This window comes from Pseudomonas sp. CBZ-4, assembly GCF_000346755.1.
GTDB lineage: Bacteria > Pseudomonadota > Gammaproteobacteria > Pseudomonadales > Pseudomonadaceae > Aquipseudomonas.
This window is the reverse complement of the sequence record NZ_ANNV01000175.1, coordinates 163,158-180,356: the sequence shown is the minus strand read 5'-3', so window position 1 is coordinate 180,356 and position 17,199 is coordinate 163,158. Positions and strand designations below refer to the sequence as shown.

The 17,199-nt window shown below is 61.7% G+C and carries 13 protein-coding genes; 3 read left to right on the top strand and 10 right to left on the bottom strand.

Annotation, left to right across the window (positions count from 1 at the left end; genetic code table 11):
• Positions 1 to 8: 8 nt before the first annotated feature.
• On the bottom strand, positions 9 to 842 hold the full coding sequence (gene efeU, locus B348_RS0128200; RefSeq protein WP_026137132.1) for an iron uptake transporter permease EfeU: 834 nt from the start codon (positions 840 to 842) through the stop codon (positions 9 to 11).
• A 168-nt stretch (positions 843 to 1,010) separates the two neighbouring features.
• Here efeU and B348_RS0128195 point away from each other — a divergent pair, with 168 nt between their 5' ends.
• The gene (locus tag B348_RS0128195; RefSeq protein ID WP_017739373.1) at positions 1,011 to 2,027 is read left to right on the top strand and encodes an AraC family transcriptional regulator; all 1,017 of its coding nucleotides are present in this window, start codon (positions 1,011 to 1,013) and stop codon (positions 2,025 to 2,027) included.
• 721 nt (positions 2,028 to 2,748) lie between these two features.
• On the opposite strand, the gene B348_RS0128190 is transcribed toward B348_RS0128195, so the two are convergent.
• The 9 genes from B348_RS0128190 to B348_RS0128150 form a co-directional block, all read right to left on the bottom strand.
• Complete coding sequence (locus B348_RS0128190) at positions 2,749 to 3,276, bottom strand: hypothetical protein (protein ID WP_017739372.1); 528 nt, start codon at positions 3,274 to 3,276, stop codon at positions 2,749 to 2,751.
• A 309-nt stretch (positions 3,277 to 3,585) separates the two neighbouring features.
• A complete protein-coding gene (locus B348_RS0128185) occupies positions 3,586 to 5,001 on the bottom strand; it encodes an efflux transporter outer membrane subunit (protein WP_017739371.1) in 1,416 nt (471 codons plus the stop codon).
• Positions 4,998 to 8,177, bottom strand: coding sequence for a multidrug efflux RND transporter permease subunit (locus B348_RS0128180; RefSeq protein WP_017739370.1), 3,180 nt, complete (start codon positions 8,175 to 8,177; stop codon positions 4,998 to 5,000). The genes B348_RS0128185 and B348_RS0128180 overlap by 4 nt, the downstream gene beginning before the upstream one ends.
• Positions 8,178 to 8,192: 15 nt before the next feature.
• Complete coding sequence (mexE, locus tag B348_RS0128175) at positions 8,193 to 9,434, bottom strand: multidrug efflux RND transporter periplasmic adaptor subunit MexE (RefSeq protein WP_026137131.1); 1,242 nt, start codon at positions 9,432 to 9,434, stop codon at positions 8,193 to 8,195.
• 320 nt (positions 9,435 to 9,754) lie between these two features.
• The gene (locus B348_RS0128170; RefSeq protein ID WP_017739368.1) at positions 9,755 to 11,965 is read right to left on the bottom strand and encodes a GMC family oxidoreductase; all 2,211 of its coding nucleotides are present in this window, start codon (positions 11,963 to 11,965) and stop codon (positions 9,755 to 9,757) included.
• Positions 11,962 to 12,474 carry a hypothetical protein gene (locus B348_RS0128165; RefSeq protein WP_017739367.1) on the bottom strand — a complete coding sequence of 171 codons (513 nt, stop codon included), beginning with the start codon at positions 12,472 to 12,474 and terminating at the stop codon, positions 11,962 to 11,964. The genes B348_RS0128170 and B348_RS0128165 overlap by 4 nt, the downstream gene beginning before the upstream one ends.
• Positions 12,471 to 13,838, bottom strand: a complete 1,368-nt coding sequence (locus B348_RS0128160; protein WP_026137130.1) for a hypothetical protein — start codon at positions 13,836 to 13,838, stop codon at positions 12,471 to 12,473. Before B348_RS0128160 ends, B348_RS0128165 begins: the two co-directional genes overlap by 4 nt.
• Before the next feature lie 172 nt (positions 13,839 to 14,010).
• Positions 14,011 to 14,547, bottom strand: coding sequence for a sterol desaturase family protein (locus tag B348_RS0128155; RefSeq protein WP_017739365.1), 537 nt, complete (start codon positions 14,545 to 14,547; stop codon positions 14,011 to 14,013).
• 83 nt (positions 14,548 to 14,630) lie between these two features.
• Positions 14,631 to 15,848 (bottom strand): acyl-CoA dehydrogenase family protein, encoded by a 1,218-nt coding sequence (locus B348_RS0128150; RefSeq protein WP_017739364.1) that lies wholly within the window; start codon positions 15,846 to 15,848, stop codon positions 14,631 to 14,633.
• Here B348_RS0128150 and B348_RS1000000131830 point away from each other — a divergent pair.
• Together B348_RS1000000131830 and B348_RS0128145 are read left to right on the top strand one after the other, a co-directional pair.
• On the top strand, positions 15,847 to 16,095 hold the full coding sequence (locus B348_RS1000000131830; RefSeq protein WP_177325363.1) for a hypothetical protein: 249 nt from the start codon (positions 15,847 to 15,849) through the stop codon (positions 16,093 to 16,095). The two genes, B348_RS0128150 and B348_RS1000000131830, sit on opposite strands and share 2 nt — an antisense overlap.
• A gap of 52 nt (positions 16,096 to 16,147) precedes the next feature.
• Complete coding sequence (locus tag B348_RS0128145) at positions 16,148 to 17,197, top strand: ABC transporter substrate-binding protein (RefSeq protein ID WP_017739363.1); 1,050 nt, start codon at positions 16,148 to 16,150, stop codon at positions 17,195 to 17,197.
• The last annotated feature ends 2 nt before the right edge of the window (positions 17,198 to 17,199 follow it).

The following is a 17,199-nucleotide window of genomic DNA, read 5'->3' as shown; positions in this document are numbered from 1 at the left end:
GACGGTCCTTACTGGCTGGAAACGGAGGAAGGTTGGGCGACGGGCGAGGGCAGGAAGAACATCACCAGCGCCACCACCAGATAGATCAAATAGGCGCCCAGGGTGCTGACGGTCGGTGCTTCCTGATAGCCGAACATGCCGGCGAGTACCGAGCCCAGTGGGCTGTCCATCGGCAACACGGCGCTGAAATCGAACAACACGGTTTGCAGGTGGTTCCACACGCCGGCTTCATGCAGGGCCTGCACCGAATTGGCGAGGATGCCGGCGGCCACCACCAGGATGAATAGGCCGGTCCAGCGGAAAAACGCACCGAGGTTCAGGCGCATGCTGCCGCTGTAGATCAGGAAACCGACGATGATCGCCAGAATCAGGCCGAGCAGGGCGCCAATCGGCGCGCCCGGGCCTTCACTTTGCTGGAACACCGCCAGCAGGAAGAACACGGTTTCCAGGCCTTCACGGGCCACGGCGAAAAACACCATGAGGATCAGTGCGGTGACCTGATGCCTGGAACCGGCCAGCGCCTGGTCGAGGGACTCGTGCAGGGAATGCTTGATGGAGCGCGCCACCTTGCGCATCCAGAACACCATGGAACTGAGGATGGCTACGGCGACCAGTCCGACAACACCTTCGAACAATTCCTGCTGCTTTTGCGGAAATTCGGCGCTGACCAATTCCAGGCCACCACCGACCAGCAACGCCAGCGCGGCGGCGAGGAATACACCAATCCACACCGCCGGCATCCACTGGCCACGGCCGGTCTGTTGCAGGTAACTGGCGATGATGCCAACGATCAATGCGGCTTCAATGCCTTCGCGCAACATGATGAGAAAAGGAACAAGCATTCGGCACCGCGTCACAACTAGATAGGAGGCTAAGTTGTAACATAATGATACTCATTGCCAAACAACAATTCTTGACGTTTGCTGAACAGTGGCTGAACGGTGGTGGCGAAGGGCAACCGCCCTTATGATGCACGCCATCTTGTGTGCCGCCGGAACGCCTAACTGCCCATGTCGGAAAAAGACTCCATCTCCATCCACCTCGTGCGCGAAGCCCTGTTGCAGAGCTGTGCGCCGGGGGCGGCCACAGTTGAAGCGCTGAGCAAAGTCGGGATTGACCCGGCGTTGCTGGAGCAGCCCGGCGCCCGCGTACCGGCGACGGCCTACGCGCGGTTGTGGCGCTTGCTGGCGCGGCGTCACGACGATGAGTTTTTCGGCATGGACCCGCGCCGGCTCAAATCCGGCAGCCTGGCGTTCCTCTGTCACGCCTCGATGGCACAACCGACGCTCGCCACCGCCCTGGAAACCGCGCTGGGTTTTCTGTCCTTGATGCTGGAACAAATGCCCGCGCAACTGGTGCGTCAACAGAGCCTGGCGGAGATCGTGCTGGCGGAGCCCGCGCCCAAGCGCGCGTTCACCTATTTCACCTATTGGATGATCGTGCATGGCGTGGCCTGCTGGCTGGCGGGGCGACGCATTCCGATCCTGGCGATCGAGTTGCGCTGCGCGCAACCGGACTTTTGCGACGATTACCAGGTGATGTTTTCCGACAACCTCCGGTTTGATCGGCCACGCACCCGCATGATCTTTTCCGCCGACTGCCTCGACCTGCCGATCAAGCGCAGCGCCGAAGAGCTCAAACGTTTCCTCGCCCACGCCCCCGCCAACATCCTCGTCAAATACCGCGACCCCGACAGCCTCGCCACCCGCATCAAACACGACCTGCGCCACCTGCCCCCCGACACCTGGCCGGAAACCGACGGCCTGGCTGCCAGTTTGTGCATCTCTGCCTCAACCCTGCGCCGACGTTTGGCGGAAGAGGGGCAGACCTATCAGGGCCTCAAGGACAGCGTGCGTAAAGAGTTGGCCATTGTTTGGCTGGCCGAACCGCAGATCAGCTTTGCCGAGATTGCGACGCGGTTGGGGTTTGCCGATGCCAGTTCGTTTTATAAGGCGTTTCGTAAATGGGTGGGGTCGAATCCGGGGCATTATCGGAGTTTGATTTTGAATGAAAGTGCCCGGAGTTAGTTGCTCCTGAGCGGGATTAGGATATAGCTGACTTGTTCCATCGAATTAATATGACAGAGCGCTCCTTAATGATTTTAGGACGCAGCTGGCATATTCGCAGCCTGAATTCGTGCACAGTAAGCCGTGTGTTTCCTTCTGCCAGTCGTAATGACTTTAGGTTGCGGTGTAGGAAGCTGGACACGTTGTTTAACTGTGAGGGAGTTCTATGGATAAATGATCCAATAGATTGGCTTTCTGTGCATATTTGAAAATTAATTTTGATTTTGAGGTGTGATCATGAAAAGTCTTATTGCGGTGTCGTTTGCTGTGTTGATGGTTGTGTCGTCGCAGGTGTCTGCGGCGTGTTTATATATAACGGATAGCTTTAGTGGGATTGTGGCGGGAAAGCAAGTTGATACAGCCCATGGTCCGTTCACGATAACGTCTGCCAACGGATGTTCAAATGCAAATATTGATGTGCGGGTTTCTGCGCTGGGTGTGGGTAGAGGCCCAGACGTTTACATTGAGCGCCAGGTGGGTGGTTCGTGGAAAAGAGAGACGTTTGGTATAGGTAGCAATGCGACGTACAATGGGCCACTCGGAACTTATCGAGTTCAAGTGAACAATGACGAAGAGCTTCCGAAAGCTTACTCAGGTACAAACAGGTACGGTCGGTAGGTTGTTGAAAGGTCTATGCGCTAGGCTAAGCCTAGCGCACAGCTTCCTGCAGAGCCCCTCCAGTTTAGGCTCGCTCGTCGATAGACAAATGACTGCTGTTCGAATTAATGAAAAATGCAAGTGCGTTGATTGCGTGATTTGCATCTACCATTCCCTGCAAATAGTCCGTAGCTCCTTCACGTCTCGGGATTGCCGGATCGCTGTTGAAATGTGCAATGGTATCTTCAAGCTTTTCGTTGAAGAGGGCGATGGCATTGAACTTTACATGGGTGTCCGTTTGTTTTCCGTTAGCGTCGGACGCACCATCTCCAGAAATAAACATGCCGAAGGACCGGCGGCTAATCATTTCGTTTTTGTAAAGCAGGCTGCCAACGACTTTCAGTTCGTCAGTGCTAATTGACGTCATGTCATATTTTTTCAAAAACGCCTTCAGCTCAACAATTTCTTTATCATCGCTAAGTTTTAGCGTCTCTGCGGCTTTGGATGCCTCGGTTATTGTGAATTGATTCGTCACCTGTCCAGGGTTCTTGATCTGGAAAGGACTGGAAGCCTTGGTGTGCCGCATTTGCTCAGCAGTCAACAAAATTGCCATGATGGTGCCCTTCAATAGTTGAAAGTTACATCGGCTTTTCGTCAGGCTCACTGTTTTCTTGAGTTAAGGTGAACGGCAGTCAGCCATACGTTTTCAGCTTTTATTAAAGCAAGTCCCGCCAGCAAATACCACGGCAGGCAGGATTACGAAAAAGCCTACAATAATTTTCTAATACTCCTACAGTGATTGCCCTCAATGTTTTAAGACCCCTCCCACAAAAAATCTTCAAAAAAAAGCCCCACGACCAAATGGACCACGGGGCTAAAAATTGGCTGGATGCGACCAACCAAAGGAGCTCTTCAAATCAAATCACTTGGCGCTGGCCACCACCGTATCCGGCTGCCAGCCACCCCCCAGCGCCTTGTAGATCGCCACAATCCCGCGATACAAATCCACCTCGGCCTGGGCCTGGGAATCCTCCGCCGCCAACCGCTCACGTTGCGCGTCGAGCAGCACGAGGAAGTCCACGGTACCTTCGCGGTAACGAATCGCCGCCAGGTCCGCCGCCGCACGGCTGGACTCGCTCTGACGGATCAACGACACCAGTCGCTGTTGCCGCTTGCCATAGTCACTGAACGCATTCTCGGACTCTTCCAGTGCCAGCAACACTTGCTGCTCATAGGTCGCCAACGCGCCGTCGGCTTCGGCATTCGCACCGCGCAAACGCGCACGCACGCTGCCCAGGTCAAAGGCGGCCCAGGTGATGCTCGGGCCGAGGGACCAGGCATTCGCCGCGGCCGAGCCGATCTGTGAACCGCGCCCGGCGGTGAAGCCGAGGAAGCCGCTGAGGCTGACCCGTGGGAACAGGTCGGCCTTGGCCACGCCGATGCGCGCGGTGGCGGCGGCCAGTTTGCGTTCGGCGCTGAGGATGTCCGGGCGGCGTTGCAGCAGTTGCCCCGGGTCGCCAATCGGCAACGCCTTGGCAATCGCCGGCAGGTCTTTCGGGCTCAAGTCCACGCTCAACTTGTCCGGGCGCTGGCCGAGGAGGGTGGCGATGCGGTTGCGCTCGCGCACTTGTTCGGCTTGCAGTTGCGGCACGCTGGCTTCGACCGCCGCCAGGCGGGCATCTGCGCGTTCTACGTCCAGCTGATCACCGACACCGGCATCCCGCAGGCTGACGGTGATGGTGCGCGATTCCTGCTGGTTCTTCAGGTTGTCCAGGGCGATGCGTTCACGCAGTTGCGCGCCACGCAGTTGACCGTAGGCATCCACCAGCTCGGCAATCATGGTGACTTGCAGTTGGTACAGGTCCGCCTCTGCGACCTGTTGGTCAGCGTCGCTGGCCTCCAGGTTGCGGCGGATGCGGCCGAACAAGTCGACTTCCCAGGCCATGTCCAGGCCCAGGTCATAGCGCTCGCTGGTGACGCGCTTGGTGGTCTGGCCGGGGATCTGGCCCTTGCCCACATCACTGCTGGCGCGAGAGGTGACCACCGGCATGATGTCGTTGGCCGCATCATCACGGATCGCACGGGCGGCGCGCAGGCGGGCGAACGCCACGCGCAGGTCGCGGTTACCGCTCAACGACTGGGTCACCAGCTGGTTGAGGGTCGGGTCCTCGAACTGCTGCCACCAGATGCCTTCGTACTTGGCGTGGTCGTAGCTCTTGGTGTCGGCGGCGGCCGTGATATTGGCCGCCTCCAGGTTCTCGGTTTTGTAGTCCGGGCCCACGGAACAGGCGCTCAGCGCCAGTACCAGCAAGCTCGGCAGGAATACTTTCACGCTCATTGCTGTGTCTCCAGCTTCAAGGCCTTGGCCGCTTTGCGCGCTTCCTGGCGCTCCACATAGCGACGGATCAGTACGTAGAACACTGGCGTCAGCAACAGACCGAAGAAGGTCACGCCGATCATCCCGGAGAACACCGCCACACCCATGGCATGCCGCATCTCGGCACCGGCACCGCTGGACAACACCAGTGGCACCACACCCATGATGAACGCGAACGAGGTCATCAGGATCGGCCGCAGACGCAGACGGCACGCCTCCAGCACCGCAGCCAGCGGGTCAAGACCCTCCGCCTGTTTATCCTTGGCAAACTCGACGATCAGAATCGCGTTCTTGCACGCCAGGCCCACCAGTACGATCAGGCCGATCTGAGTGAAGATGTTGTTGTCGCCGCCAGAGATAATCACCCCGGTGATGGCCGACAACAGGGTCATCGGTACGATCAGGATCACCGCCAGTGGCAGGCTCCAGCTTTCGTATTGGGCCGCCAGTACCAGGAACGCCAGCAGCACACACAGCGGGAACACGAACAGTGCAGTGTTGCCCGAGAGGATTTGCTGATACGTCAGGTCGGTCCACTCGTAGGTCATGCCGTTGGGCAGTTCTTCTTTCAGCAGTTTCTCGATCGCCGCTTCCGCCTGGCCCGAGCTGTAGCCCGGCGCGGCGTTGCCGTTGATCTCGGCGGTGATAAAGCCGTTGTAGTGCATCACGCGGTCCGGGCCCGAGGTGTCGCTGACCTTGATAAAGGTCGCCAGCGGGATCATCTCGCCTTTGTTGTTACGCACTTTCAGCTGGCCGATCTGGTCTTCGTCGAGGCGGAACTGCTGCTCGGCCTGCACGTTGACCTGGTAGGTACGGCCAAAGCGGTTGAAGTCGTTGGCATACAACGAGCCCAGGTAGATCTGCAGGGTGTCGAAGATGTCGCTGATCGCCACGCCGTGGGTCTTGGCCTTTTCGCGGTCGATGGCAGCATCGACCTGGGGCACGTTGACCGTGTAGCTGGTGAACAGGCCAAACAGTTCCGGCACGTTATGGCTCTTGGTGATGACGTTCTGCACTTCTTTGTACAGCTCGTCGTAACCCAGGTTGCCACGGTCTTCGATCTGCAGGCGGAACCCGCCAATCGTACCCAGGCCCTGTACCGGCGGCGGTGGGAAGATCGCCATGTAGGCTTCCTGGATGTCGCTGTACTTGCCATTCAGCGCACCGGCAATCGCACCGGCGGACATGCTTGGGTCTTTACGCTCATCGAACGGCTTCAAGGTGACAAACACGATGCCGCTGTTCGGGCTGTTGGTGAAGCCGTTGATCGACAGGCCCGGGAAGGCGACCGCGGCTTCCACGCCCGGTTGCTTCAAGGCGATGTCGGACATGCGCTTGATCACATCTTCGGTGCGGTCCAGGCTGGCGGCGTCCGGCAGTTGGGCGAAGGCCACCAGGTATTGCTTGTCCTGGGCCGGTACGAAACCGGTCGGGGTGTGGGCAAAACCGAACCAGGTCAGCACCATCAGGCCAGCGTAGAGGAACAGGGCGATGCCGCTACCGCGAATCACCCGGCGTACGGTGCCGACGTAACCGTGGCTGGCTTTCTCGAAGAAACGGTTGAACGGTTTGAACAACCAGCCGCCCAGCAGCTTGTCGAGCACCTTGGAGAAACGGTCTTTCGGCGCGTTGTGGCTTTTCAGCAACACGGCAGCCAGGGCCGGCGACAAGGTCAGGGAATTGAACGCCGAGATCACCGTCGAGATCGCAATGGTCAAGGCGAACTGCTTGTAGAACTGCCCGGTCAAGCCGCTGATGAATGCCGCCGGAATGAACACCGCACACAGCACCAACGCCGTGGCAATGATCGGGCCGGTCACTTCGCTCATGGCTTTTTCAGTGGCCGGGAACGGCTCCAGGCCCAGCTCGATATTCCGCTCGACGTTCTCCACCACCACGATGGCGTCGTCCACCACGATACCGATCGCGAGTACCAGGCCGAACAGCGACAGCGCGTTGAGCGAGAAGCCAAACAGGTGCATCACCGCAAACGTACCGATCAACGATACCGGCACCGCCACCAACGGAATGATCGAGGCGCGCCAGGTTTGCAGGAACAGGATCACCACCAGAACCACCAGGATCAGCGCTTCGAACAGCGTGTGTACCACCGCTTCGATGGAGCCACGCACGAAGATGGTCGGGTCATAGACGATGCTGTAGTCCATGCCCTGCGGGAAGCTCTTTTTCAGCTCCTCCATCTTGCCGCGTACTTCGTTGGAGATCTCGATCGCGTTGGAACCCGGACGCTGGAAGATCGGGATCGCCACCGCCGGCTGGTTGTTGAGCAATGAGCGCAGGGCGTATTGGCTGGAACCCAGCTCGACCCGGGCGATGTCTTTCAAGCGGGTGATCTCACCGTTATCGCCGGAGCGAATGATGATGTTCTCGAACTCTTCTTCCGTCACCAGACGGCCTTGAGTGTTCACCGACAACTGGAAGCTGGTGGCATTCGGCGCAGGTTGCGCACCCAAGGCACCGGCCGCCACCTGGCGGTTCTGCTCGCGGATCGCGGTGACCACATCCGTCGCCGTCAAATTGCGCGAAGCGGTCTTGTTCGGATCAAGCCACACACGCAGGGAATAGTCGCCCATGCCGAACAGCTGCACGTCACCCACGCCGCCCAGGCGCGCCAACTCATCCTTGACGTTGAGCAAGGCATAGTTGGACAGGTAGAGCATGTCGTAGCGCTGATCCGGGGAGGTCAAGTGCACCACCATGGTCAGGTCGGGGGAGGCCTTGTCCACGGTGATACCGATGCGTGTCACTTCCTCAGGCAATTTTGGCTGAGTCCGCGTCACCCGGTTTTGCACCTGCACCTGCGCGTTGTCCAGGTCGGTGCCCAGGGCGAAGGTGATGGTCAGGGTCAGCTTGCCGTCGGCGGTGGATTGCGAGGACATGTACAGCATGTTCTCAACGCCGGTGATGGCTTGCTCCAGCGGCGCGGCCACCGTTTCACCGATGACCTTGGGGTTGGCGCCAGGGAAGTTGGCACGCACCACCACGGTCGGCGGTACCACTTCCGGGTATTCGCTGATGGGCAATTGGAACAGCGAGATCGCACCAGCGATCAAAATCAGCAGAGAAAGCACTGCTGCGAAGATCGGCCGCGAAATGAAGAACTTGGAAAAATTCATCTTGAGTCGTATCCCTTAACCGCGTGGAGTCGCAACGGCTGCGAGCTTGGGCGCGGTTTTTTCCGGCGCCACTTGCTCCAGGTTGCTGGCTTCAAGCGCTTGTCGTTGTTGGGCCAAGGCGGCGAGGGTTTCCTTGCTGGCCATCGGGATGGTTTCCGGGGCGACCGGCGAGCCTGGGCGGATGCGCTGCAAGCCTTTGACGACGATGGTGTCGTCCTTGCCCAGGCCACTGCGCACGATGCGCAAGCCTTCGATTTTCGGCCCCAGTTCCACCGAGCGATACGCCGGCTTGTCGCCTTCCATCACCAGCACGAATTTCTTGCCCAGGTCAGTGCCGACGGCTTCGTCGTTGATCAACACGGCGGAGTAGGTGCCGCTGCCGACCAGCTTCAAACGCGCGTACAGGCCCGGGGTGTAGCGGCCGTCCGTGTTGTCGAACACCGCACGCCCACGGATGGTGCCGGTGGCCGGGTTGACCTGGTTGTCGACGAAGTTCATCTGGCCCTGGTGCGGGTTGCCGGTTTCGTTGGACAGGCCCAGGTACACCGGGGTAGTCGCACCGCGACGGCCTTGGCGCGCCAGTTCGGTGTACTTGAGGAACACGCGCTCATCGGCGTCGAAATAGGCGTAGACCTTGTCGGTGGAGACCACGCTGGTCAGTGCGGTGACGTCGGCGGTTACCAGGTTGCCGGCGGTGATTTCCGCACGGCTGACGCGGCCGCTGATTGGCGAGGTGACGCGGGTAAAGCTCAGGTTCAGCTTGGCCAGGTCCAACTGCGCCTGGATCCCGGCGACCGCGGCGCGGGCTTCCTGGGCGGCGGTGGTGCGCGAGTCGGCCAATTCGGCGGAGATCGCATTGCTCTGGCGCAGGCGTTCGCCGCGTTGCGCTTCGTTGTCGCTGCGGCTGGCGGCGGCACGGGTCTGTTGCAACTGGGCTTCGAGGCGGCGCACTTCAGCCTGGAACGGACGTGGGTCGATCTGGAACAGCAGGTCGCCTTTCTTCACCAGTGCACCTTCGATGAAGGCCACCTGATCGATCTGGCCCGACACGCGCGGACGGATCTGCACGGTCTCCGGCGCTTCCAGGCGGCCGGTGAATTCATCCCACTCGTTGACCGGTTGTTCCAGCACCTTGGCCACGCTGACTTTGGCAGCTGGCATGGCGGCCGCTTGTTCCGGGGTCTTGCCGCACGCGCTCATCACCACCACGGCCAGGATCGCCAGGGGGAAGCGCAAATGTTTGAGTGACTGTTCCATGAGGTGCATCCGCCAATGTATTTGAGATGGGCGGATCATGCGCGGCGGGGTGCTATGTCACGAATCGAATGAAGCAAAGGTAACTATCATTCGGAATGATATAAGCGGCGGGAAAGCCCTCTAGGATGGGGGTTTTGTTAGGGTGCTATCAATGTCGTTGATGACAAAGGACTGTTGCAGGGTATGCAGAAGTACCTGCGGTACTCGGTCAAAACTGTGGGAGCTGGCTTGACTGCGATGAGGGTGTGTCAGTCGATTCATATGTGACTGACACTCCCTCATCGCGGGCAAGCCCGCTCCCACATTGGGATCGATGTGTATTACAGGGTGCCGAACCCCACCTGCACCGTCAGCGCCCCCTGGTTATCTGCAAGTCCAATCCCATACCTACCCTCCAGATCATCATTGATACACAGCTGCAATTCCCCCGTCTCACCCGGCGGAACCAGCACCAGATCTCCCACCAGAAACGGCGTCCCCCCACTGCCCACGCGCCCAATCAACGCGCCTTCATTGGCCCCCGGCAACGTATAGCCCGCCTTGGCAATCAACCCCGCGCTGCCATTGCCATCCACCATGCCGCCCACCGGGCTTGCAAGCCACTTGCCGCTCACGTAGCGCACCAACCGTGGGCTCGGCCCGCTGATCTGCACGCCGCTGCCTTGCCACGGCTGGTTGGCCTGCACCTGCACGGTCACGGCCTTGAGGTCGTTGCACAGGGTGTCGCCGGCCTGGATCGATAGCGCAGCGATGGTCAGGCTGGGGTTGGACGTGCCGGTGCTGGGGAACACGCCGTCACCCACCAGGAACAGGTTGGCGTGGTCCCAACTGCGCTGGTATTTGTCCACCACCGAGGTCTTCGGATCGGCGCCCATGCGGTAGGTGCCCATCAAGTGCCCGGCGCCCTGGAACGAATAGGATTCGCCCTGGTAGACGAACACCCCCGGCGGGATGTCGGCGGTCAGCTCGGTGGCACCGAGCAGTTCGGTGATGACATGGCTGGCGAGGATGCGCGCCTGCTTGAAGCCCTCCTTGGTGTAGTCCGACAGGTCGTAATGGATTTCCGGGCGCGGAATGCCCAGACGGTCCTTGTATTGGCTGGATGGCACGATGTAGCAGTTGGCGTTATCGGGATCCTCCTCGACTTGCTCCACCAGGAAGCCCACGCGAAATTGCCGGGTCAGCAGGTTGTTCAACTGTTGCACCAGCGCCGTGCCTAACAGCACCTGCGAGGCGCCTCCCGTATTGGGCAGCGGGTTGGTGCGGCTGACGTTGGTGCCATCGATGAGGTCGGCGACGGTGGTGTAGGGATCGCCAATCGGCCAGTTGAAGCCTTCGTTGCCGATCTCGATGCGCCACGCCGCACGCTGGCTGCGAAACGCCCCGTCGCGCAGGCTTTCAATGCCCGACGTGGACACCGGCCCTCGATACGGAAACACCGTCTTGCCTTCGGGCATCAAGCCCCAGGCCAGATAGATCGGGTGGTCCGCCAGGCTACGGCCGACCTGGCCGCTGCTGTTGGCCACACCATTGGGCCAGGCGCTGCTGGTGGAATTGAGCAGCAGCTTGGGCGTCTCGATGGCATGGGCGGCGACCACATAACGCTGCCCGATGGCCACGCCGGTACCGGTCGCCGGCCCATCGCCCAGTTGATACTGGATGAACTCGATGCCGCTGATGGTCTTGTCCGCCGCCACGGTGACCTTGCTCGCCACGGTCTTGTACAGGATCCGCACATTGCCGGTGTTGAGCGCGTTGTTCATCGTCACCGTGGCGTCGTACTTGGCCTGGATCGGGCAGATCGGCGTGCAGTTGGTGTTGCCCGCACACACCCGGCGCCCGGCATACGGCTGGGAGTTGCGCCCGGCCGGGGTCGGGCTGACGACCAGGGGCAAACCCTGGAATGACTGGCCCTGCACCGCGCTGACAAAACTGCCGTCCACCAGCGACAGCGGGATGCTGGTCATCGGGAACTCGTAGTTGGCGGGGAAGGTGATGCCCAGGTAGCCCTGGTCGGCGACGTTGGCCGCCACGCCGATTTCCGCCTCGGCGCGGCAATACGCGCTTTGCAGGTCGTTGTAGCTGATCGGCCAATCCACCCCCACGCCGTACAGCGACTTCAGGCGAAAGTCGTTGGGCAGCATGCGCAGGCACGTCGCCACCCAATGCCAGGTGGTGCCGCCGCCCACGCGCTCGTAGGTGCTGGTAAACGGCAGCGGGCCTTTTTGCACGAGGTAGCTGACGTCGGGGTTGTTCCAACCCAGGATCAGGTCGGCGATGGTCGCACGCGGTGCGTTCTGCTCGGCCGGGTTGCGCGCCGGGCTCAGGGTGCTGACGGGCGGGTAGGGCGACTCCGGGGTTTTCAGGGTGGCGGTATAGAACCGCTCCAGGTACTGGTTTCGGTTCGCCGGGATTTCCGGGCCGGACTCCAGCACCAGCACCTTCACCCCGGCCAATCCCAGTTGATAGGCAATCAGGCTGCCCGCAAGGCCCGCACCGACGATCACTACATCCGCTTGTTCGGTACTCATGACGAGGCTCCTGGCTGGGGGGTGGCGGCAACGCCGGTGAAATCCTCAAGGCTCGGCGGCGCACTGTTCCAGTAGCCAAAGAAGAACTCGCTGTAGCCCATCGGGTGCGCCTGGGCGATGCTCCACGCCCAGCTTTGGGTGTAGGCCTCGGCGCTGACCACGGTTTGCTCATTCGCCGGGAATTCGCCCTGGGTATACGGCTGGTACCACACGCCGAGCAGCCACAGCTTCATGATCGCGCGCGCCGCCTGGGCGGTTTGCGTGGCGGCGGGCTGGCCGTTCTGCATGAGGATGGCGGTGCCGATCTGCTGCGGCGTTTGTTGCTCGGCCAGCAGCGCCGCGTATTGGCCGAGCAGGGCACTGAGCACATTCTGCCCCAGGCGCGGGCCGATGAAGGCGAGGAAGGTGGTGGGCAGGCCGATGGGGTCAACGGAGGGCGCCAGCAGTTCCTGGTTGATCCCGGTGAGCACCACGCTCAGGCCGGTGAAGTTGTCGAGGTCGGTACTCATGGCTGGCTCCCTGTTGCCCCGGTGGATTGGGCGCGTTCGAGCAGGTAAGTGAAGTCGGCGAAACTGGTGCGCGGCGACTGCGTGACGTGGGTCGCCGCATTGCCGTGGCAGGCGATGCAACTGGACGACGCCTGGGGCACGCTGCCCTGGATATACGTCTCCAGCGTCGCATTGGCGAGGAACGACGGCGCCGGCTTGCCCAGGGGCACGGTGGCCGAGATCTGGCACGGCGGCTGGCCGCTGAGGGTCGGCCACTGGGTGCTGATCAACTGGTAGTTGGCCCACACGCTGTTGGGGTTCACCGTGCGCAGCAAGGTCTGGTAGGTGTTGTTCAGGGTTTTCGTCGCATCGGTCAGGGGGATCTCGCGCACGATCTGCGATGGCGTGGCCTTCACCGCCGGGTTCCAGGGCCGTGGCGGCGGCTGGTTGACCTCGGCGTGGCTGCTGGCGTTGTAGAACAGGTACGGGCCCTTGCGCTCGGCCGGTGGCGTGGTTTTTTCCGGCACATTGTCGACGTGCTCGAAGGTGGACCACACCCACTGCGGCGCGCTGGTGGTCTTGTGCACGATGTGCAGGCCGACCAGGCCCACCGGCTCGGCCGTGCAGGACTCCGCCACCACCGGCCCCTTGCTCGGGTCGCTGTTGCCCGGCGTATACACCAAGGCATCGACCGTGTGGAAACTGCCGGGCTTATCATTGCCGTCCAGCACCTTCCACGACGCCTTGACCATGATCGAGCCCACCTCGCTGGTGTTCGGGTTGCCGCAACTGAACGCCACCGCATTGGTCGGGCTGGCGGCAAAAAACGCCTGCTGGCCCTGCACGCTGTACAGGCCGTTGTTGACGATGCCGTCGAACATCGACTGGTTCACCACGATTTCATTGCGCGTGTACACGCCGCTCTGGTCCACCAGCGGGCCGCTTTCAAAGGGTTGGATAAACTCATCCAGCACGTCCGGAACCTTGCCCATCTGTTGCAGCAAGCGCCCGGAACCCTTGCCCTCGCAGGCCGGCGGCACGGCCGCCGGCGCGCGAAACGGCTGCGGCTTCTGGCCCTGGGGCAGGAAGATCTGGTAACTCTCCCGGTAGCCTTCCCACACCGTGGCCGCGTCCTGCTGGCCGATCTGTACGCCGGTATTGGGGTTGCCGTCGGCCAGGGCTGGCCAGTTCAGCGCAATAAAGGTCTGCCACGACATGTCGTCGAAGTTCTGTTGCAGGCTGGTGAGGGAAAACGGCGGGGTGGCCGTGACATCGAAGGGGATTTGCGTAGACAGCGTGGGGGCCGCGACGACCAGTGGGCTCAGCAATGCGCCAAACAACGCGCAGCCGAACCCAGGCCGGGGGCGATGGGGTTCCTTTCTCATCGTGATCTCCTGGGCATCAGGCGCCAGGAGACAGTGGGTCCGTCATGGACTCTTCAATACGCCTCCTGGCACGTCCCTGAGCGTAGATAAGGCGGCGCAGGCCGGTGTATGGGCGGCTAGATTGTTTCGTAATAAGTGCAATTGCCGCACTGCCCTTGCTGCTGGATGCTCATCAGGCGGGCGTTTCGTCCGCGCTCAGCGCATCGGCGCGGATGTAGCTGCGAAAGACATGGTCCCAGAGCGGCGACGACACCCCGAAGTTTTTCTCGATGCCTTTGCGGTGATGCAGGTCATGGTTGGCCACCAAACCGGGGATAAAGCGGTAAGCCCAGTGCTCCGGGCGGTGCATCACGTAATGCAGGGAAATGTAGAAAAAGTAGCCGGTGACCGCGCCGATAAACATCGAGGTCAGCCCGCTGTACCAGGCAAACAGCAGCAGGGCGGCAAAGGTGGAACTGGTCTTCCAGCTCGACACGCCGATATAGGCCAGCACGTCGACATGGTGGGTCCAGTGCTCGCGGCGGTACAGCGAGTGGAACAGGAAGCGGTGCGTCGAGTATTCCACCAGCGTCCAGGCCAGCAGGCCCAGCAGCGCCAGGCCGGCGTCAAATGGCGCGAGGTACAGGGCCAGGGCGATAAACAGCGGGACGCTGAAAAAGTCGAGGTAATAAGCGACTGACGACATCAGCCATTTATTGGAAGCAGCCATGTGCGTAAAATCCTTGTAGTGCCGATGGTTGGGGCGAATCGGCGGCGATTGGATCACACATTGGCGCTTCCGTGCAGCAACCCTCAACCGGTCTTGCGGCCTTGTTCACCTTTGGCGAGGATCGCCGTGTATTCGCCGGGGTCCACGCCGTTGAGGTAGTAATTGCCGACGTGGTGCAAACGCCAGCGGATCGGGTCATGGGTGGTGTGCACCCGCGCATTGCGCCAGAAGCGGTCGAGGTTCCATTTGCTCAGGGCGGAACTGGCGCCCAGCAGGGCGAAGATCTCGCTGGAGATTTTCAGCGCGGCACTGTCGGAGTGGGCGCGCACCGTCGCCACCGCCAGGATCAGCTCGCTTTGCAGAACCGTGTCGTGCTCATCCAGCAGATGCTGGTCAAACAGCCGGGCGGCGTCGCGCAGCAGGGATTCGGCGGCGCGCAGGGCCACGGCGAATTCGCCGATCTGGCGGATCACGTGGGGCTCTTCATAGGCATGGTCGACGCCGCTCTCCACCCACGGCCGTGCGTTCACGCGCAAGTACTCGACGCCGGCCTGCAACGCGCCGGCGGCGATGCCGGTGTCGATGGCCGCGTGGAGGATCTGCGGGAAGGTCAGGCCGGTGCGCTTCATCGGGCCTTCGCGCAGCAGCACGAAATCGGGGTCGAGGATCACCTCGTCGAAGCGCACGGTGCCGCTCACCGAATGCTGCTGGCCAAACGCACGCCAGTCGTCCACCAAGGTCAGGCCGGGGGTGTCGCGGTGCAGCCAGATACCGGCGCCACCTTGCTCCGAGGCGGCGGCCAGCCAGATCCAGTCGGCCAGGTAGGCGCCGGTCGAATAGAACTTGCTGCCGTTGAGCACCAGTTGCCCGTCGGCGCGCCGCTCGACGCGGGTCTTCAAGGCAAATTTGTTTTTCCCGCCGACTTCGGCCAGGGCGTTGGCCAGGCGCTTGCCGGCCAGCACATCGCTGACGATGCGCTGGCGGGCGGTGGCGCTGTAGTCCTCGAGGATGCCGCGCAGCATGACGTAGTGAATCTGTAGCAGTTGGCCGACGCCGCCATCGGCCGTGGAAATGATCCGCACCACCTCGACCTGGGTGTGTACGGAGGCGCCGAGGCCACCCAAGGCGGTGGGCACGCCGATGGCGGTCAGCCCGTAATCGGAGAGCCACTGGGCCTGGCGGGCAGGGATTTGCTCGTTGTTCGCAGGGTCGCGGGCCAGCTCGGCGATGCGCAGGGCGGCCGCGCGGGCGGCGTCCAGGGCCTGGCGTTCGGTGCGTAGGGGCAGGGCGATGTCGCTCATGGGTAAACGTCTCGTTGGGCAGATGAAAAAAACACTCACGCCAGCCCTGAGCAAGTTCTGCGCCAGCGCGCATTGGCCCATGCGCAGGGGGCTTTGGCGCCACCCAATCGCGCGGGTTGTGGCATTGGCAGCAATGGCTGCTGGTGGCCTGCTGCGCTGGCAGCAGTCGGCGCTTTCTGAAACTTCGAAGGCAAATAAACCCCTTGTAAATCAGCTAGATAGTTGGTTGGCATGGTCGTTGCGATGAGCTGCCCATCCACCCGCTAACGGGTCTTTCATTTGTGCTGACCGGAGTTCCCATGCCCATTGCCGCTGCCTTGCCTCCTTCCACCCTGGACACGTTGTGGTTCACCCGCTGCCCGGTGCCGACCGCCTCGGGTATTGCCTTCAAGCTCGGCTGGCTGGGCGAAGAGTTCGCCCGCGACGGTATCCGCGTCGCCACCTTGCAAGACGCGTTGCAACTGGGGCGTCATCACTACGATCACGAACTGCCGGGGCTGTTTCGCGAAGGCGGCAACGTGCCGGCCCTGGCCGCACGCGGCGCCGGCACACCGACACGCTTGATCGGCCTGACCTGGATCGAGGAATGGCAAACCATCCTCGTGCGCCCCGACTCGGGTATTCGCTCGCCCGCCGACCTGCGCGGCAAGCGCCTGGCCCTGCCGGCCTGGGAAGCCGGGGATCGCCCTGGCAGCATCGCCCGGGCCATGAGCCTGTCCGGCTACAAGGGCGCGCTGGCGTTGGCTGGCCTGGACTTCAGCGATGTGGACCTGGTGGAAGTGGCCCTGCACCCGCGTGACGACAGCCTGCCGCCGCAGGAAGGTTTGCAGCGCCTGTGGTCGGGCCTCGATCACCTGGTGCGCGGCGAGGTGGATGCGGTGTACGTCAAAGGCGCCTCGGCCGCCGACGCCGCCCAGCGCCTGGGCTTGGTGGTGGGCATCGACCTCGATCAGGTGGCCACGCCACGCCAGCGCATCAACAACGGCACGCCGCGCCCGATCACCATCCACCAGAACCTGTTGGACGAGCACTACGACGTGGTGGTGCGGTTCCTCGCGCAAACCCTGCGTGCTGCCGATTGGGCTGCGCAGAACCTCGACGCCTTGCGCGCCATCCTGGCGGAAGAAACCCGCGCCGCCAGTGCCGGTGTCGAGGCGGCTTATCGGGGGGATTTCCATACCTCGCTGCACCCGGACCTGTCGGCCGAGCGCCTGGAATACCTGGCGCTGCAAAAGAACTTCCTCTACCGCCACGGCTTCCTGGAGCACGATTTCGACCTCGCCCAGTGGGTCGCCCCGCAACCGCTGCAAGACGCCCGCGCACTGCTCAACCGTAGCCAAGGACAGTAAGC